General features: G+C 43.1%; 20 protein-coding genes, 2 tRNA genes and 1 riboswitch. Of the genes, 17 read left to right on the top strand and 5 right to left on the bottom strand.

From position 1 onward, the window contains the following. Position 1 precedes the first annotated feature (1 nt). From QLG00_RS09905 to ribB, 7 genes are all read left to right on the top strand, one after another. Positions 2-76 (top strand) — tRNA-Gln (locus tag QLG00_RS09905). Between the two features lie 91 nt (positions 77-167). Continuing rightward, a tRNA-Gln gene (locus QLG00_RS09900) sits at positions 168-242 on the top strand. A 37-nt stretch (positions 243-279) separates the two neighbouring features. After that, positions 280-1,233: a ribose-phosphate pyrophosphokinase gene (locus tag QLG00_RS09895; protein WP_004929444.1), complete on the top strand. Its 954-nt coding sequence runs from the start codon at positions 280-282 to the stop codon at positions 1,231-1,233. A 96-nt stretch (positions 1,234-1,329) separates the two neighbouring features. Beyond that, positions 1,330-1,626, top strand: coding sequence for a 50S ribosomal protein L25 (rplY, locus tag QLG00_RS09890; RefSeq protein WP_004941000.1), 297 nt, complete (start codon positions 1,330-1,332; stop codon positions 1,624-1,626). Positions 1,627-1,645: 19 nt separating this feature from the next. Then, positions 1,646-2,227 carry an aminoacyl-tRNA hydrolase gene (gene pth, locus QLG00_RS09885; RefSeq protein WP_004941001.1) on the top strand — a complete coding sequence of 194 codons (582 nt, stop codon included), beginning with the start codon at positions 1,646-1,648 and terminating at the stop codon, positions 2,225-2,227. Between the two features lie 136 nt (positions 2,228-2,363). Further along, positions 2,364-2,744, top strand: a complete 381-nt coding sequence (gene panD, locus QLG00_RS09880) for an aspartate 1-decarboxylase (protein WP_004941003.1) — start codon at positions 2,364-2,366, stop codon at positions 2,742-2,744. Between the two features lie 143 nt (positions 2,745-2,887). Further along, a riboswitch (FMN riboswitch) is annotated at positions 2,888-3,034 on the top strand. Positions 3,035-3,132: 98 nt separating this feature from the next. Continuing rightward, positions 3,133-3,792, top strand: a complete 660-nt coding sequence (ribB, locus tag QLG00_RS09875; protein WP_111812160.1) for a 3,4-dihydroxy-2-butanone-4-phosphate synthase — start codon at positions 3,133-3,135, stop codon at positions 3,790-3,792. Between the two features lie 39 nt (positions 3,793-3,831). Here ribB and QLG00_RS09870 read toward each other — a convergent pair whose 3' ends face one another. Beyond that, positions 3,832-4,320, bottom strand: coding sequence for a DUF1289 domain-containing protein (locus tag QLG00_RS09870; protein WP_004941011.1), 489 nt, complete (start codon positions 4,318-4,320; stop codon positions 3,832-3,834). Positions 4,321-4,595: 275 nt separating this feature from the next. Here QLG00_RS09870 and QLG00_RS09865 point away from each other — a divergent pair, with 275 nt between their 5' ends. Further along, the gene (locus tag QLG00_RS09865) at positions 4,596-5,528 is read left to right on the top strand and encodes a rhodanese-related sulfurtransferase (protein WP_282470893.1); all 933 of its coding nucleotides are present in this window, start codon (positions 4,596-4,598) and stop codon (positions 5,526-5,528) included. 48 nt (positions 5,529-5,576) lie between these two features. Here the strand turns inward: QLG00_RS09865 and QLG00_RS09860 are convergent, their stop codons facing one another. Continuing rightward, positions 5,577-6,128: a GNAT family N-acetyltransferase gene (locus QLG00_RS09860; protein ID WP_212515025.1), complete on the bottom strand. Its 552-nt coding sequence runs from the start codon at positions 6,126-6,128 to the stop codon at positions 5,577-5,579. Between the two features lie 292 nt (positions 6,129-6,420). Here QLG00_RS09860 and QLG00_RS09855 point away from each other — a divergent pair, with 292 nt between their 5' ends. Next, a complete protein-coding gene (locus QLG00_RS09855; protein ID WP_282470892.1) occupies positions 6,421-7,026 on the top strand; it encodes a DedA family protein in 606 nt (201 codons plus the stop codon). A 25-nt stretch (positions 7,027-7,051) separates the two neighbouring features. Here the strand turns inward: QLG00_RS09855 and QLG00_RS09850 are convergent, their stop codons facing one another. Then, a complete protein-coding gene (locus QLG00_RS09850) occupies positions 7,052-7,462 on the bottom strand; it encodes a helix-turn-helix domain-containing protein (RefSeq protein WP_282470891.1) in 411 nt (136 codons plus the stop codon). Positions 7,463-7,526: 64 nt separating this feature from the next. Between QLG00_RS09850 and QLG00_RS09845 the strand changes: the two genes are divergently transcribed. Together QLG00_RS09845 and tmpT are read left to right on the top strand one after the other, a co-directional pair. Continuing rightward, the gene (locus QLG00_RS09845) at positions 7,527-8,003 is read left to right on the top strand and encodes a DUF2938 family protein (RefSeq protein WP_004941029.1); all 477 of its coding nucleotides are present in this window, start codon (positions 7,527-7,529) and stop codon (positions 8,001-8,003) included. A gap of 37 nt (positions 8,004-8,040) precedes the next feature. After that, positions 8,041-8,688, top strand: a complete 648-nt coding sequence (gene tmpT, locus QLG00_RS09840) for a thiopurine S-methyltransferase (RefSeq protein WP_282470890.1) — start codon at positions 8,041-8,043, stop codon at positions 8,686-8,688. A 111-nt stretch (positions 8,689-8,799) separates the two neighbouring features. On the opposite strand, the gene QLG00_RS09835 is transcribed toward tmpT, so the two are convergent. Further along, entirely contained in the window at positions 8,800-9,324 is a 525-nt protein-coding gene (locus QLG00_RS09835; protein ID WP_004941036.1) for a YecA family protein, read from the bottom strand. Positions 9,325-9,397: 73 nt separating this feature from the next. After that, positions 9,398-9,610, bottom strand: coding sequence for a hypothetical protein (locus QLG00_RS09830; protein WP_004941040.1), 213 nt, complete (start codon positions 9,608-9,610; stop codon positions 9,398-9,400). A gap of 364 nt (positions 9,611-9,974) precedes the next feature. Between QLG00_RS09830 and rpoD the strand changes: the two genes are divergently transcribed. The 6 genes from rpoD (at position 9,975) to QLG00_RS09800 (ending at position 16,454) form a co-directional block, all read left to right on the top strand. Continuing rightward, a complete protein-coding gene (gene rpoD, locus QLG00_RS09825; protein ID WP_004941043.1) occupies positions 9,975-11,861 on the top strand; it encodes an RNA polymerase sigma factor RpoD in 1,887 nt (628 codons plus the stop codon). Positions 11,862-11,965: 104 nt separating this feature from the next. Further along, the gene (locus QLG00_RS09820; protein ID WP_119026072.1) at positions 11,966-12,253 is read left to right on the top strand and encodes a DUF493 domain-containing protein; all 288 of its coding nucleotides are present in this window, start codon (positions 11,966-11,968) and stop codon (positions 12,251-12,253) included. A gap of 85 nt (positions 12,254-12,338) precedes the next feature. Then, positions 12,339-12,998: a lipoyl(octanoyl) transferase LipB gene (gene lipB, locus QLG00_RS09815; protein WP_104124873.1), complete on the top strand. Its 660-nt coding sequence runs from the start codon at positions 12,339-12,341 to the stop codon at positions 12,996-12,998. Positions 12,999-13,074: 76 nt separating this feature from the next. Next, a complete protein-coding gene (locus QLG00_RS09810; protein ID WP_004941050.1) occupies positions 13,075-13,608 on the top strand; it encodes a hypothetical protein in 534 nt (177 codons plus the stop codon). Position 13,609: 1 nt separating this feature from the next. Beyond that, the gene (locus QLG00_RS09805; protein WP_151746561.1) at positions 13,610-14,794 is read left to right on the top strand and encodes an iron-containing alcohol dehydrogenase; all 1,185 of its coding nucleotides are present in this window, start codon (positions 13,610-13,612) and stop codon (positions 14,792-14,794) included. A 262-nt stretch (positions 14,795-15,056) separates the two neighbouring features. Beyond that, a complete protein-coding gene (locus QLG00_RS09800) occupies positions 15,057-16,454 on the top strand; it encodes an APC family permease (protein WP_004943238.1) in 1,398 nt (465 codons plus the stop codon). Positions 16,455-16,511 lie beyond the last annotated feature (57 nt).

Raw genomic sequence — 16,511 nt, 5'->3', positions numbered from 1 at the left:
TAGGGGCGTCGCCAAGTGGTAAGGCAGCGGGTTTTGATCTCGCCATCCGTTGGTTCGAATCCAGCCGCCCCTGCCATATCTTTATAAAGTCAGACTGAATTTACTGTCACGTTAATACTCAATTTCCTTGACATTAGCGGGCAAAAATATTAAAGTTCTGCCGCATTAGGGGCGTCGCCAAGTGGTAAGGCAGCGGGTTTTGATCTCGCCATCCGTTGGTTCGAATCCAGCCGCCCCTGCCATCCAAATTCATTACATGCCAACCGCCAAGGGTGCTTCATGCCCAATCTTGTCGTTTTTAGTGGAAATGCTCATCCACAGTTCGCCCAGAAAGTCGTAAGCCATTTACATATTCCTCTCGGTGCTGCTTCAGTCGGTCACTTTTCTGATGGGGAAATTTCAGTAGAAATTACTGAAAATGTTCGTGGTAAAGACGTTTTCATCGTACAGCCTACATGTGCTCCAACCAATGATAACCTGATGGAAATCTTGGTGATGGCAGATGCATTACGTCGCGCTAGCGCTGGTCGTATTACCGCTGTTATTCCGTATTTTGGCTATGCTCGTCAAGATCGTCGTCCGCGTTCAGCACGTGTTCCTATTACCGCAAAAGTTGTTGCAGATATGCTAACCACTGTGGGTGTAGACCGTGTTGTCATGATCGACCTTCATGCTGACCAGATCCAAGGCTTCTTCGATATCCCTGTCGACAACATCTACGGTACGCCTGCCCTGCTTGCAGATTTGCGTCAGCAATCGCATGACAACTTGATGGTGGTTTCACCTGACGTTGGTGGTGTGGTACGTGCACGCGCTGTTGCAAAACAAATGGGTGATATCGACCTTGCAATCATCGACAAACGTCGTCAAAAAGCAAATGAATCACAAGTGATGCATTTGATTGGTGATGTGAAAGATCGTGACTGTGTCATTGTTGACGATATGGTTGATACTGCCGGTACACTTTGCAAAGCTGCCGATGCACTGAAACAATTTGGTGCTCGTCGTGTTGTTGCTTATGCCACTCACCCTGTTTTATCAGGTAAGGCATTAGAAAACTTGCAAAATTCTGTGCTTGACGAATTGGTAGTCACTGACACCATTCCGCTTTCTCCTGAAGCATTAAATTTAGGCAAAATCCGCCAAGTATCTGTAGCAAGCATGGTCGCTGAAACAATTCGTCGTATTAATAACGAAGAATCTATTAGCGCGATGTTTGATAGTTATCTATAATAGCCCGAATTTTTCAAACCCTGGCCTTGGCTGGGGTTTTCTATCACTAAACTGGTCGCAAGTTTAGTTTATTTTACTTTAATGAGGATTTATCTCATGGCAAATTTTGTACTTAACGCTACTGCGCGTAACGAAGACAAGCAAGGGAAAGGTGCGAGCCGCCGCCTTCGTCGCGAAGCGCTTGTTCCAGCAATCATCTATGGTGGTGAAGCTGAGCCTGTAGCAGTAACAATCGAACTTCGTGAACTTGTTAAAGCGCTTGATAACAACGCTTTCTTTGAAGAAGTTGTTGAAATCAAACTTGGTGACAAAGTTGAAAACGTGAAAATCCAAGCGTTACAACGTCACCCTGCTAAAAACACGCCTATGCACGCTGACTTCAAACGCGCATAAGTGTTCAAGGCGTAAATTAGTGTCTAAGATTTCGCTAATTGTTGGTCTGGGGAATCCGGGAACGGAATACGCCCAGACCCGTCATAATGCAGGATTCTGGTTTGTTGAGCAACTTGCAGATCAGTATCACATTACATTAAAAAAAGATCCAAAGTTTCATGGATATACAGGACGGGGCCAAATTGAAGGACACGATGTTCGTCTTTTAATTCCAACGACCTTCATGAATCGTTCGGGACAAAGTGTTGTTCCTTTTTCAAAGTTTTATCAAATTCCCCCTGAATCTATTCTGATTGCGCATGACGAACTAGATATGGACCCAGGTGTGATTCGCTTAAAAACAGGCGGCGGACACGGCGGTCATAATGGTTTACGTGATATTGTGCCGCATATTGGGCCAAACTTTCACCGCTTAAGAATTGGAATCGGTCATCCTGGATCGAAAGATCGCGTTTCTGGGCACGTTTTGGGTAAAGCACCACAAAGCGAACAGAGCCTTATGGACGATGCCATTCATCATGCCTTGTCAAAGTTAAGACTGTTGGTCGACGGCCAAATCTCTCAAGCCATGAACCAAATTAATGCATATAAGCCAAATTAGCATAAATTGTTGAACAATCAGGCTTGCCATGCGATTTGAATCAGAGCAAAATGCGCATACTCGCTCACAATGATGTGAACGTGTGCCGATTCAAGGACAAGATCAGACGCTTATGTCAACTCAGGAGACGCTGGCCATGCTATCTCGATTATTAAAATGCAAAATTCACCGTGCCGTAGTCACACATGCCGAACTTCATTATGAAGGCTCTTGTGCGATTGATGGTGTCTTGATGGATTTGGCAGGGATACGTGAATATGAAGAAATTCATGTCTGGAATGTCACCAATGGCAAACGCTTTACCACTTATGCCATTCGTGGTGAAGAACGTTCAGGCATTATTTCGGTGAATGGTGGCGCTGCACATCAGGCAGATGTAGGTGATCTAGTTATTATTGCAACCTTTGGTGACTTTACCGAAGTGGAAGCAAATGCGCACAAACCGCGTTTAGTGTATGCAAATCCAGATAATACCGTCAACCACACGGCAAACTGCATTCCGGTACAAGTCGCTTAAATGACTGTACGCCCAAAGGCCCGCAATCTGCGGGCTTTTTTGTGTTTATACCGCTTGGCAAAGCAAAATTTACACTATGCATAGAACTGATTGTTCTAAAAAAGGCTCTCGGAAATCATGCAAAAAACGCTATACTATTCACACATCGCTTCAGGGCGGGGTGCAATTCCCCACCGGCGGTAAGCTCAGCACGAGCAAGCCCGCGAGCGCAGCAAAGTGAGTCATGCTTTCAGCGCAGATCTGGTGTAATTCCAGAGCCGACGGTATAGTCCGGATGAAAGAAGACGACGTTTTACGATACCACCATTTTGGGGTGGTATTGCTGCGCCCCCATTTCTCATCAGTCCTGAAATGTTTAACCGTACAGTCCATTACGTGAGCATTTCATATGTCTAGTTTGATTCAACCCGAAATTTTCTTCTCTGCCCTCTCTCCAGCCGAACAACGTATTCAGCAAGCACTTGAAGATATGCGTGCCGGAAAACCGGTATTGGTGATGGACGATTTTGATCGTGAAAATGAAGCCGATCTGATTGTGGCAGCCGAAACTCTCAATGTAGAGACCATGGCGCGTATGATTCGAGACGGTTCAGGCATTGTGTGTTTTTGCCTCTCAGAACAACTGGCCGATCATCTTGAGCTGCCTCCTATGGTACAAAACAATTCCAGCCAGTTTCATACCGCCTTTACCGTCACCATTGAGGCTGCACATGGCGTCACCACAGGCGTTTCAGCCAAAGACCGTGTTACCACCATTCAAGCTGCCATTAAAGATGGTGCGGTCGCCAGTGATCTAAATCGTCCAGGCCATGTCTTCCCTTTGCGCGCGCGTGATGGTGGCGTATTGGCTCGCCGTGGTCATACCGAAGCCACAATTGATCTGGCGCGTTTGGCAGGCTTAAAACCTTCGGGCGTGTTATGTGAATTGACCAATCCAGATGGCACAATGGCAGCAGGTATTCAGGTGTTGGCCTATGCACAAACTCATCATTTGACCGTAATTACCATTGAAGAATTGGTGCAGTATCGCCTAAAGCATCAAATTTAAGATCATCAGATCAAAAAAAAGCCCGTCATCGGGCTTTTTTTAAAAGTCGTCTTCTACCGTTTCGAGTAAGTGTTGTTTCATGCCATCGGCACGTAACCATGCAAAATCATAGCTGGCCTGAGCCAAGGATAAAATGCGACGTTCAAACTCTTGCCAGAGCGGTTTGACTTGGTGACTTTGAATCCCTAGACCACTTTCATCGGCCAGATAGATATTTTTTTCGCACACTTTCAAGGCATGATACAAAGTGCGGCCAGTAGATGCATGCTCAAACAGACGTACGCGCTTTAATTTGAGAAACGCGAAAGCTTGCGCCAGATTGGCATGAGGGAGCATCGGAATTAGAATCTGATCTAACTGAATGTCTAGACGTGTCCAGATGCTTAATTGCTGCTCTGGGGTGTAACTGTTCCAATGAATAATTTCATGGCTAAAACGACGACAACCACGGCAGACGTTGTCTCCAAACGTCGTCGAACAGCGCCCAGCACAAGGCGTCAAAGTGGTAATGCGTCGATCTTGCGTCACACTTATCTCCCTATCGATTAATTACAATACGCGTTTATCGGATGATTCATAAACGCCAAAAACTACTATATATTGTATGCTTTATCTAAAAAAACACAATATTTAGTCTTTAAACTTTAAAATCCATCCTGTGATTTTGAATAAAACTTAGACATTTTTACATATTCCATCTTAGACAAATAAATCCCTATAAAATGTATTGAATTCTCGCCAATTGGAAAAATTCGAGCTAGAATATGCGCCTAAATTTTTGTTATCTATGTTTGGAGTTTTCCATGAACGCTACTGTAGAACAGCTTGCACCTGTAGAACAGCAAGCGACCAATGATTGGGTGGTTGCCGCGTTGTACCAATTTAAAGAAGTAGCCGATGCTGCAGATTTGCAACAACGTCTTCTTGATCTGGTCAAAACCATCAATCTGTGTGGAACTCTAATCGTAGCGAGTGAAGGCATTAACGGTACCGTTGCAGGTGACCGCCACGCAATTGATACTATTCGCCAGTTTTTATTGAATGAAGGCTTCAATGCGATGGAATACAAAGAATCGCATAGCTCAGACAAGCCATTTCGAAAAATGAAAATCAAACTCAAACAAGAAATTGTAACTTTGGGTGTGGAAGTGAAGCCACGTGATCTGGTTGGACATTATTTAGATCCAAAAGAGTGGAATGAATTGATCCGCCGTGACGATGTTATTCTGATTGATACCCGAAATGATTATGAGTACAAGGCCGGGACATTTAAAGGCGCGATCGATCCTAAAACAGAAACTTTCCGTGAGTTTCCAGATTATGTGAAAAAGAATCTGGAACAGCATAAAGATAAAAAGATTGCGATGTTTTGTACGGGCGGGATTCGCTGTGAAAAATCGACCTCCTTATTGCTCCAAGAAGGTTTTGAAGAGGTGTATCACCTTAAAGGCGGCATTTTAAAGTACTTAGAGGAAACACCTGCCGAAGAAAGCATGTGGGAAGGTGAATGTTTCGTGTTTGATGGCCGTACAGCAGTCACTCACGGTGTCGAAGAAGGCCAAAATGTAAAATGTCATGCATGTGGCTGGCCGCTCACACCTGAAGAGGTGGCGCTTCCAAGTTACGAACACGGCGTATCGTGCGTATACTGCATAGACAAAACCACAGAAAAACAAAAAGAAGGTTTCCGTATGCGTCAATCACAAATTGCAGCCGCGAAACGTAAACGTCTTTAATTCATCAATACATCATAAAGCCGAAACACTGTTTCGGCTTTTTTGTTTCTATACGACCTGACCAATGATATAAAACTGACCTGAAGGAAGTACAACTTTATCGATAATACGCATGCCCAATCCATCGATATGTACTTTTAGCGAGGTAGAATTTTCAAGATCAATAAAAGCAATCAAGGCATCAAAAGATTGCTGTTTTAAATCTTGGATCGCCTGTTCATATAAGCGCTTTGCAACACCGATGCCCCGAAAATCATGATGAACTAAAATAGGTCCATACGTGGCATAACGCATATCGGCCAGATGGCGTTCATTCAACACCAAGATATCGGCATGTTGATGAATATACTGAATAATTTCAGGGCCATTCATTGAAAGCATCTGCTGGAGTACCAGAAAACCTGCAGGCTGCTGCCCAATTTCAGCTTTATAAATCGATGAAGACTCAATCCATTTTTGTGCCAACTGCTCAAAATGCGGATTATCCTGCACAAAGCCCTGCACTGGCTGCTGAAGCTGTTGTTTGGTGTTGGCTTGGTAAAGCGCGACGATCCAATCTAAATCTTGCGGAGTTGCTTGCGTTATTTCTATTTTTTGCATGCTGATGCCTTTAGATCATTTGACTTTTTAATTCGTTTTTTCATTTGGATTAATAAAAGTTTATATGGTGGTTTTACCGTTTTACCTTATACGATTCACCCAACAAATAGCGCAATATTTACAATTTGACAGCAGGATTTACTGCTGACAGTACGCTTGATACGACACTCGATCGTAAATTACGCCTCAGCATTTTTGAGCATCACAGTAGGCCGATGTATAAATTTACATAACAAATCTTTGAAATTTAAAGCACCATCATTACTATCTTTTTATTTACCAATTCAATTCTATGGAAAATTGGGTCATACAGATTATTGAACGTTTAGGCTATTTGGGCATCGCCTTCTTAATGTTTCTAGACAATGTCTTCCCTCCTATTCCCTCTGAAATTATTATGCCCAGTGCAGGCTATACCGCCTCACGTGGTCAGTTACAGATTGTTGGTGTGATTGTTGCTGGCAGCTTTGGTTCGATTGTTGCCGCAGCCGTTTTGTATGCTTTGGGTCGTAAGATTCCTCAAGAATCTTTATTTAAACTTGTAGACCGTTATGGCAAATATCTATTCATTAAGCGCAAAGACGTACACAAGGCACTTGACTGGTTTGAGCATTATGGTCACAGAATTGTCTTTTTCGGACGCATGATTCCGGCTGTTCGCTCCCTCATTAGTATTCCGGCTGGCATGAGTCATATGCCCTTTTGGAAATTTATGCTCTATAGCAGCTTAGGAACACTGATCTGGACCACATTTTTAGCTTGTGTGGGCTTTTACTTTGGTGAAAATCAAGCACTCATGTTTGCAATCATGCATCGTGTGGGATATGTCATTTTGGCAATTGTTGCAGGGTTAGGTTTGATGTGGTTGTATAGAAAATTCTTCAAACACAAAGCTTAAATATAGTTCATTTCACTTCGATATCTTAATCTTTAGTGATTAAAACTGATCCAGCTTTGGACAATGCCATGATGCGTTTGAACTTTGGGCACTCCAACGGATTGACAAAACTACACTGCGTGGCATGGTTTAGCATTTTTCTGAGCGATTCAAGTTCTCTTATTTTCTGCTCCAGTTCCTGTGCTTTTTCCTCAAGTTTTAATTTATCTACCTGTGAATCTGGCCGCCCCAACATGGCTTTAATTTCAGCAATACTAAATCCTGCCTTTTTACCTAATTCAATCAAAGCGAGTTGTTCTAACACCTGCTCAGAAAAGACGCGTTGCAAACCTTTACGCCCAATAGAACGAATTAAGCCCATGCGTTCATAATATCGCAGCGCTGAGCTTGTTAATCCGGTCTGACGGACAAGCATTGAAATCGTGATCTCATTCATCTTGACTTGAAGTTCACTTCAATTTGTAGACTGTAGTATCTTACTTTATCAGGCTAAAGCAATAATGGAAGTGGTATATATTTTCTGGATCGGTGTGGCTGCAACAATCTGTATGGATCTTTCTAGCGCAGCGTTAAAATTTTGGTTTGGAGTGCAATCACTGGATTATTCATTGGTCGGTCGGTGGCTTTTATCTATGCCAAAAGGATTTTTTTGTCATCGTAATATCATTAACTCAGCTCGACTTACCCATGAAAAATGGGTGGGCTGGCTCGCACATTATATGATTGGTGTAGGCTTTGCTGGTCTTTATTATTTAGCAATCCCTAGCGAACAGCAACCTCTGTTCTTTTGTGCTGTGGGATTTGGTTTATTCACCGTGCTTATACCCTTTTTTATAATGCAGCCTTGTTTCGGATTTGGAATTGCTGCGCGACGAGTGCCCTCTGCGTGGCAAGCGCGACTTAAAAGTGTTTTTGCTCATGGTGTATTTGGTATAGGACTATATTTAGCAATTCATCTATTCAATAACGTGGTTTAAATCGTTACAACTTATACTTTAAATAAAGGATAGTGGCATGCAACAAGATTTTTGGCATCAACGCTGGCAAGAAAATCGAATTGGTTTTCATCAGCCACAGCCCAATGATTACTTAATTCAGTATTTACCTACTTTAACACTTCAGCCACATGCTCGTATTTTGGTGCCTTTAAGTGGGAAAACTTTGGATGTTGGCTGGTTGCTCATGCAAGGTTTTCGCGTGGTGGCGATTGAGCTGAGTCCTGTTGCAATTCATGCTTTGATGCAACAGTTGAAAGATGATCTGGGCATTGTATTTGAACAAAAACAGCTTGAAGCATGTGTTCACTATCATCATCCAGAAATCGATCTTTTTGTTGGTGATTTTTTCGATGTATCCAATGTAGAGATTGGGCAGATCGATGCAATTTATGACCGCGCAGCCTTAATTGCATTACCGCCTGAAATGCGTGCCCGCTACGCACAGCATCTGATCGATATAACTCAAGGCGCAGTGCAGCTTCTAGTGAGTTACCAGTATGATCAAGACAGTTTTCAAGGCCCGCCTTTCTCAGTAGAGGCAGAAGAAATTGAACAGCTTTATGCATCGCAATATTCAATTCGACAACTGGCTCATGTGGAATTATCAGAACAACACAAAGGACGACAAGCGCAAGAAAAAATCTGGTATTTACGCGCTAAATGAAAATAAAAAACACCTCTTTAGAGGTGTTTTTTGTGTGTTCAAGTCGCAGCTTTAAACCAATAAGCCAAACATTGCGTTTAACTACTTGACGAAAAGCAGCACGAAAACGTTTTAGTTGGGTGTATGGTACATCAAATACAATTCGTTTAGGTTCTCTGGAATTTCTTCCGCCAGCTCATCCATCAACTGACCATTACGACGGAACGATTCCATTTGTGGATCTTCTTCATCAATGCCACTGAACACCATAATCGGCAAAGTCAAATCGACCAATTGCTCTTCATGCTCTGGTGTAAACCATGCATCTTCGTTGAGAAACATCGCATCGACAAAACCAACGCTCCAGTCGCCCAAACTTGACTCGGTGTCGGCTTCTTCAATTTCAAAAGGAAACTCGATTCCTTCTTCATTGGCCAGATTTTGGCGAATCTGATCAAGCCAAATGTTGATCTGTTCAATGATTGCTGTTGGCACACTTTTCTGATTGCCTTCAAACAATTCATTTAACCAGCGGTCAAACTGTGGTCCAACCGCAATGGCACACAAAAAACCATGAGTAGCTGCAAAATCCAGACCGTATTCGTTTTGGTCACCGTCAAGATAATCGCTCAATAGGTCTAAATTCAAAGTACTCATTGTGTATCCAATTTCATAAAAATAGGCTGTAGCATATCATTTTCAGCCGTAGATGGACTACATGTGATTTATGTTAGTCTTCGTCGTCGTCATCAAGATCATCATCATCAAGATCATAATCAAAATCTTTCAGCTCACGCTCCAATCGACGCTGCGCGAGTAGATCGTCAATCAAACGACGCTTTTCTAATGATTCTTTGGCACTGATTTTGCCTGATGCTTCATCAAAACTAACATCATCATCATCACCGTAGTTATCATCTAATTCAAAATCTGTAGAAGACACTAAAACTACCTCATAATGAAAAAATGTGAATGTTCTAGGCGCTATTTATCGCCCTTTAAAATCCTTGTCAAGTTTTATTTATTTTTTTTCATAAATTCAGGGTTTTTGAATTTTTTTTCGTCAAAAAAATTGTATATTCAGAAAAGTCTTGATAGTGTTGAGAATCATGTGCGAAGCAGGAAGAAAAAATAAACAGGCATTGCACTTGAAAAACATTCGTTTTGTCCCAATATTCAAAAAATAGCTGTGAAATCAAAGATTTTTTTCATTTATATCTGATCGATCAAATTGAAAACATTTATAGCGAATTGTGCTATCATGCACGGTTTTTTACTGCCACAGATTCAACGAAGAGTAAGCAAAGATGAGCGATATGCATTCCCCTACTTCTCAAGTAGCGGCTCTGATTAGCCGAGGCAAAGAACAAGGTTACTTAACCTACGCTGAGGTTAACGATCATCTCCCAGACTCAATCACAGAAAGCGAACAGATTGAAGACATTATCCAGATGCTTCAAGACGTTGGTATTCCTGTGCATGAACGTGCACCTGAATCTGATGATACGATGTTCGGTGATTCGACAGAAGCCGATGAAGTTGCAGAAGAAGAAGCTGCAGCTGTACTTGCGTCTGTGGAAAACGAACCGGGCCGTACAACAGACCCTGTACGTATGTACATGCGTGAAATGGGAACGGTTGAACTCTTAACGCGCGAAGGCGAAATCAGCATTGCAAAACGTATTGAAGAAGGTATTCGTGACGTTCTTCATTCGATTGCTTACTGGCCAAATGCCGTTGAAGTTGTATTACAAGAATATAATGATTATGTGACTGGCGAACGCCGTCTAGCCGACATTTTGTCTGGTTATCTTGATCCTGAATCAGACGAAGAGATTCCAGAAGTTCTGGAAGAAGAAGCCGAGATTGATCAAGACGATGATGCATCGACTAAATCGACCAAAGAGGTCAAGCTCGATGACGAGGATGAAGAAGAGGAAGAGTCTGAAAGCGATGACGACTCTGAAGGCGATTCAGGCCCAGATCCAGAAATTGCAAAAGTTCGCTTTGAAGAACTCGAAGCTGCGTGGAACAACACTAAATCTGTGATTGCCAAACATGGCCGTAACAGCGACGAAGCCAAAGCTGCACTTGAGTCTTTGGCCACTGTGTTCATGATGTTTAAGTTCACGCCTCGCCTGTTTGATATTATCTCTGAGATGATTCGCGGTACACACGAGCAGATTCGTTCTAACGAACGTGAAGTGATGCGTTATGCTGTCCGCCGTGGTCGTATGGATCGTACCCAGTTCCGTACTACATTCCCGGGACAAGAGTCAAACCCAAGCTGGCTTGAAGAACAGATTGCAAAAGCACCAGCCGAAACCAAAGGCCATCTTGAAAAGGTGCGCCCAGATATCTTGGCTTTCCAGCAAAAAATTGCTGAAATCGAGAAAGATCTGGATCTAAACGTCCGCGAGATCAAAGAAATTGCTAAACGTATGGCTGTTGGTGAAGCCAAAGCACGTCGTGCCAAGAAAGAAATGGTTGAAGCCAACTTGCGTCTGGTCATTTCAATTGCGAAAAAGTACACCAACCGTGGTTTGCAATTCCTTGATCTCATTCAAGAAGGTAACATCGGCTTGATGAAAGCGGTTGATAAATTTGAATACCGTCGTGGTTATAAATTTTCGACTTATGCAACATGGTGGATTCGTCAGGCCATTACTCGTTCGATCGCCGACCAAGCACGTACCATCCGTATTCCGGTACACATGATTGAAACCATTAACAAGATCAACCGTGTATCTCGCCAGCTTCTGCAAGAAATGGGCCGTGAACCGACACCTGAAGAACTGGGTGAACGTTTGGAAATGGACGAAGTAAAAGTCCGTAAAGTGCTTAAAATCGCCAAAGAACCGATTTCGATGGAGACACCAATCGGTGATGACGAAGATTCGCATTTGGGTGATTTTATCGAGGATTCAAACATCACTTCACCAGTTGATGCGGCAACCTCGGAAGGCTTAAAAGAAGCAACACGTGAAGTGCTTGAAAACTTGACTGAACGTGAAGCAAAAGTCTTGAAAATGCGCTTTGGTATCGACATGCCAACGGATCATACGCTAGAAGAAGTGGGTAAACAATTTGATGTGACACGTGAACGTATCCGTCAGATTGAGGCGAAAGCACTGCGCAAATTGCGTCATCCTTCACGTTCTGAACACTTACGTTCATTCCTTGAAAATGACTAAGCACTGCTGATCCGTAGTCACTTGATACTCAGGTGACTGCCCCCATTTAAGATCCAAATACTTTAATGCCTGCATCTTCGCAGGCATTAACTATGGAGACTGATATGTTAGACCGCACTCCTTCTCGTGAATTACAAGAACATCTTTGGGTTTTTCCAATGGATTATCCAATCAAATTGATTGGTAATGCAGGAGATGAGCTTCGCATAGCTGTTGTTGATATTTTGCAGAAGCACTTTCCTGAATTTGATGCTGCATCAATCAAGGTGCAACCATCACGTACAGGAAAATATCATTCTTTAACAGCGCAATTGCGCTTTGAAGAACTTGAACAAGTGCACGCACTGTATGCAGATTTGGCGGCTTGCCCACTGATTCGTACTGCACTTTAAGCTTTAAAACACGCCCTGTGGCGTGTTTTTCTTTATTTGCCTATCTAATTTCTGCTTTCACTTCAAACACGAAGAGATACGATCTGTGAATGATACTGTTTTAAAACCTACACTCGTCATTCGACAATACACCCAGTTGCATCCCTATGCCGATCTGTTTGATGAAATGAAAACCCTCACCAATGAGCGGGATGCCGATACTCCCGATCAATTGTGGATTTTGCAACATCAGCCTGTTTTAACTCAAGGTCAAGCTGGAAAGCCAGAACATATCTTGCTGCAAACCGACATTCCTGTGGTTCAATCTGATCGAGGCGGTCAGGTTACGTGGCATGGTCCGGGACAAATGGTGATCTACTTTTTATTTGATCTGAACCGTTTGAAATGGAATGTTCGAACGCTGGTTTCTTTTGCTGAACAACTCATGATTGATCTGCTTCAAGCTTATGGCATTGAAGCTTATGCCAAAGCTGATGCCCCGGGTGTGTATGTTGCAGGGCGTAAAATTGGTTCACTGGGGTTTAAAATTCGTCGCGGACGCAGTTATCATGGGCTGGCTTTAAATATCGATTGCGACCTGAGTGGCTTTCAAAGTATTAATCCTTGTGGTTATGCTGGGCTCGAAATGGTACGGTTATGTGACTTACTGGCTGCGTATCCTAGCTTTGAACAGTTATGCGATCAGGTAGTGAACTATTTTAAATCCCGCGAAGATTTTAGTGACGTACAAGTCATCACACGATAAATCACTTTTCGATCATCAAAAAATCAATTAGAGTAAATACTCTAAATAAAATTAGAAACTGCAAAGGGAAAGTAGAGTGATTCCAATAAAAGCCGTTAAACCTGCATTGCAGCTGAGCTACGTCAAACTCATGATGGATGTGATTGGGCGCGGGCTTGCCATGGCAAGTGAAGTCGATCAAGAGATTCAACAGGAAGTTGCCAAGTTTCCAGCCAATTTTGTTTTGTCGATGAACGTTTTTCCACATGGTCCAGCTTTCGTGGCGCGTGTAACACCAGATAAACGCCTTCAGTTACTTTCCAATACCGACATCAAACCCGATCTCACCATTACCTTTAAGCATTTAAGTCATGCTTTTTTAGTATTTTCTTTTCAGGAAAGTACCGCACAAGCATTTGCCAATGACCGTATGATTGCTGATGGTGATCTGTCGTATGCAATTCGTCTGGTACGGTGTCTAAATAAAATGGAAGCCTTGATTTTACCTAAAGTCGTGGCTTCACTTGCAGTAAAAGAGTACCCAAGCGAGCTGGCATTGAAGGACAAATTGACCGGCGCCGCCCATATTTATCTTAAAGTTGCACAATCATACTTAAAACGGAGTATTTAACATGGCCAAGCCTTACTATGAGTTTTTCTGTCCTGTCAAAGTGATTGCTGGCCATGCCGCGCTTGAACATATTCCGTTTGAACTGGCTACTCTGGGCGCAAAAAAAGCCTTTATCATTACCGACAAAGGCGTGCGTGCCAACAAGTTACTCGAACCCATCGAAGCAGCATTTGGCTCAACCGATACGGTAATTGGTTATATTTTTGATGATGTTCCACCCGACTCTAGCCTGCAAACGGTTCGACGTGCAGCAGAGTTGTATCGTGAGCATGGCTGTGATGCCATTATTGCCATTGGTGGTGGCTCCGTGATTGATACCTCGAAAGCCACCAATATTCTGGTTTCTGAGGGCGGTGATGATCTCTTAAAATATTCAGGTGCCCACAATCTACCTAAACCGTTAAAGCCGTTTTTTGTTATTCCGACCACCTCAGGTACAGGCTCTGAGGCCACTATGGTGGCCGTTGTGTCAGATACGGAAAAAAATGTCAAAATGGCCTTTGCTTCGAACTATTTGATGCCACATGCTGCCATTTTAGATCCGCGCATGACCCTAACGTTACCCGCTCATCTCACTGCAATGACTGGCATGGATGCTTTAACCCACTGTGTCGAAGCCTATACCTGCCTAGCCGCAAATCCAATTAGCGATGCTTACGCCAGCGCCGGAATTAAAAAAATCAGCGAGCATCTGTTTCAAGTCATTGAAAATCCAAACGATGCCCAAGGCCGTCTTGAACTGGCACAAGCCTCTACCATGGCCGGCATTGCTTTTTCAAATTCGATGGTCGGTCTGGTGCATTCACTCGGTCATGCTTTGGGTGCAGTTGCGCATTTGCCGCACGGTTTATGTATGAATCTATTCTTACCGTACGTGCTTGAATACAACAAAGACGTGAATGGTCCAAAAATTGCCGACCTCTTGCTGCCACTGGCTGGCGCTGATATATACGCTCAGACTCCAGCCAATCAACGTGCAGACAAGGCCATTTCCACCATTTTGGCCATGCGTGATCGTTTATTCAGCATGACCAAACTGCCACGTACCTTACGTGAAACAGGCAAGATAAACGAGGCTCAGCTCGATGAAGTGGCTGAAAAAGCACTCAATGATGGCTCAATTATTTATAACCCAAAAGAAGCGAGCTTAGCTGATCTAAAAGCGATTTTGAAAAAAGCTTGGTAATTCTTCATTTTTTTATCATTTTGCTAAGAGTCTGAATTTACTTTAAGTTCAGACTCTTTTATTTTTAGATGAATTTTTATTCATTTTTTTTACTGGTCAAGTTGGCAAAAAATTTGCTAAAAATTCAACAAAGTTACTGACAAAAGGCCCCATTTTAGGATAGATTGGCGCACTTTACTTTTTGTATAGGGGGGATCGTTCGTCTCAAACGATCCTTAACAGACATGACTGATCCTTGATCAACGATTATGAGGATACGCCGTTGACAACTCACACTGGGACTCAACCTGCGGCTAAACTGCAAAAGACGCTAGGACTCTGGCACATCATCATCATCGGTTTGGCTTATATTCAACCGATGACCCTATTTGACACTTTTGGCCTAGTATCAGAAGAAAGTCATCATCATGTACCGACATCGTATATCATTGCTCTGATTGCGATCTTGCTGACCTCGATCAGTTATGGCCATATGATTCGTCGCTATCCGTCTTCCGGATCTGCGTACACCTATGCGCAAAAATCGATTCATCCCAATGTTGGCTTTATGGTCGGCTGGTCATCATGGCTGGACTATCTGCTCTCGCCTATGGTCAACATCATTCTGGCTGTCATTTATTTACAGGCGTTGTTCCCATCAGTGAATCACTGGGTCTGGGTCATTGTGCTGACCGCATTTATGACGGGAGTGAACCTTCGTGGTGCGAAATTCGTCGCGCATTTCAATAGCTGGATTGTTTTGGTTCAATTGATTGTGATTGCCGTCTTTACTTATCTGGTCTATGAAAAACTCCAGATGGGCTTAAATGCAGACGGACCAATGACTGCTGAAACACGCTATCAGCTCTGGAGCCTCGAACCTTTTTGGAACGAACTGACCTCCTTGGGTGCAATCGTAACGGGTGCCACCTTGCTATGCTTCTCGTTTACCGGATTTGACTCATTAAGCTCACTGGCTGAAGAAACCAAAGATACGGAAAAAACGCTACCTAAAGCAATTTTTCTGACAGCGTTGTTGGCGGGTGTCATTTTTATTGCCAGCACGTACTTCATCCAGATTTATTTCCCGGGCGATCCAAAAAGCTACTTTGCTGATATTGCAGCCACCCAGCCTGATATCTTGATGCTTGTAGGTGGATCACTGTTTCAGTCATACGTATTGGCTTTTGCAATTGTGACCGTTATGGCGTCGGGTATTTCGGCACATGCAGGCGTATCGCGTTTGATGTACGTAATGGGCCGTGACGGGATTATCAACAAGAAGATTTTTGGCCATATCAGCAGCAGCAGTTATACCCCGTCTTACAATATTATGATTGTAGGTGTGGTTGCCTTGGCTGCAGGCTTTATGGACTTAGATATCATTATCTCAATGATCAGTTTCGGTGCCCTAACAGCATTCACCTTCGTGAATCTGTCGGTCATTTCACGCTATGCACTTCGTGATGGACGCACCAAAAACTTTAAAGATATCTTAAACTTTGTGATCATTCCGTTGTTGGGCTTTTTCAGTATTTTTGCCATGTGGCTTGAAATTGAAGACACTGCGCTGAAATACGGCTTGTGGTGGGCAATGTTTGGTATTTTGTACTTAGGTTATAAAACCAAAGGTTTTAAATACTCAGCACCTCAGCATAATGAGTTTGACGACAAGTTATAAACCAAGAAATAAAAAAGGCGCATCGCGCCTTTTTTATTTCTGTGGCTCTAAGCTACA

It is taken from the genome of Acinetobacter sp. V89_7 (genome assembly GCF_029967895.1).
Classification (GTDB): domain Bacteria; phylum Pseudomonadota; class Gammaproteobacteria; order Pseudomonadales; family Moraxellaceae; genus Acinetobacter; species Acinetobacter soli.
The sequence above is the reverse complement of the archived record's forward strand: the minus strand, read 5'-3'. Positions and strand labels throughout refer to the sequence as shown.

Bases quoted from the DNA above. Each gene is read 5' to 3' on its own strand.
- QLG00_RS09835 (WP_004941036.1), bottom strand. From the start codon at position 9,324: ATGAGTACTTTGAATTTAGACCTATTGAGCGATTATCTTGACGGTGAC.
- tmpT (WP_282470890.1), top strand. From the start codon at position 8,041: ATGCAACAAGATTTTTGGCATCAACGCTGGCAAGAAAATCGAATTGGT.
- rpoD (WP_004941043.1), top strand. From the start codon at position 9,975: ATGAGCGATATGCATTCCCCTACTTCTCAAGTAGCGGCTCTGATTAGC.
- ribB (WP_111812160.1), top strand. From the start codon at position 3,133: ATGTCTAGTTTGATTCAACCCGAAATTTTCTTCTCTGCCCTCTCTCCA.
- QLG00_RS09805 (WP_151746561.1), top strand. From the start codon at position 13,610: ATGGCCAAGCCTTACTATGAGTTTTTCTGTCCTGTCAAAGTGATTGCT.
- QLG00_RS09865 (WP_282470893.1), top strand. From the start codon at position 4,596: ATGAACGCTACTGTAGAACAGCTTGCACCTGTAGAACAGCAAGCGACC.
- rplY (WP_004941000.1), top strand. From the start codon at position 1,330: ATGGCAAATTTTGTACTTAACGCTACTGCGCGTAACGAAGACAAGCAA.
- QLG00_RS09845 (WP_004941029.1), top strand. From the start codon at position 7,527: ATGGAAGTGGTATATATTTTCTGGATCGGTGTGGCTGCAACAATCTGT.
- QLG00_RS09860 (WP_212515025.1), bottom strand. From the start codon at position 6,128: ATGCAAAAAATAGAAATAACGCAAGCAACTCCGCAAGATTTAGATTGG.
- QLG00_RS09820 (WP_119026072.1), top strand. From the start codon at position 11,966: ATGTTAGACCGCACTCCTTCTCGTGAATTACAAGAACATCTTTGGGTT.
- QLG00_RS09855 (WP_282470892.1), top strand. From the start codon at position 6,421: ATGGAAAATTGGGTCATACAGATTATTGAACGTTTAGGCTATTTGGGC.
- panD (WP_004941003.1), top strand. From the start codon at position 2,364: ATGCTATCTCGATTATTAAAATGCAAAATTCACCGTGCCGTAGTCACA.
- QLG00_RS09850 (WP_282470891.1), bottom strand. From the start codon at position 7,462: ATGAATGAGATCACGATTTCAATGCTTGTCCGTCAGACCGGATTAACA.
- QLG00_RS09895 (WP_004929444.1), top strand. From the start codon at position 280: ATGCCCAATCTTGTCGTTTTTAGTGGAAATGCTCATCCACAGTTCGCC.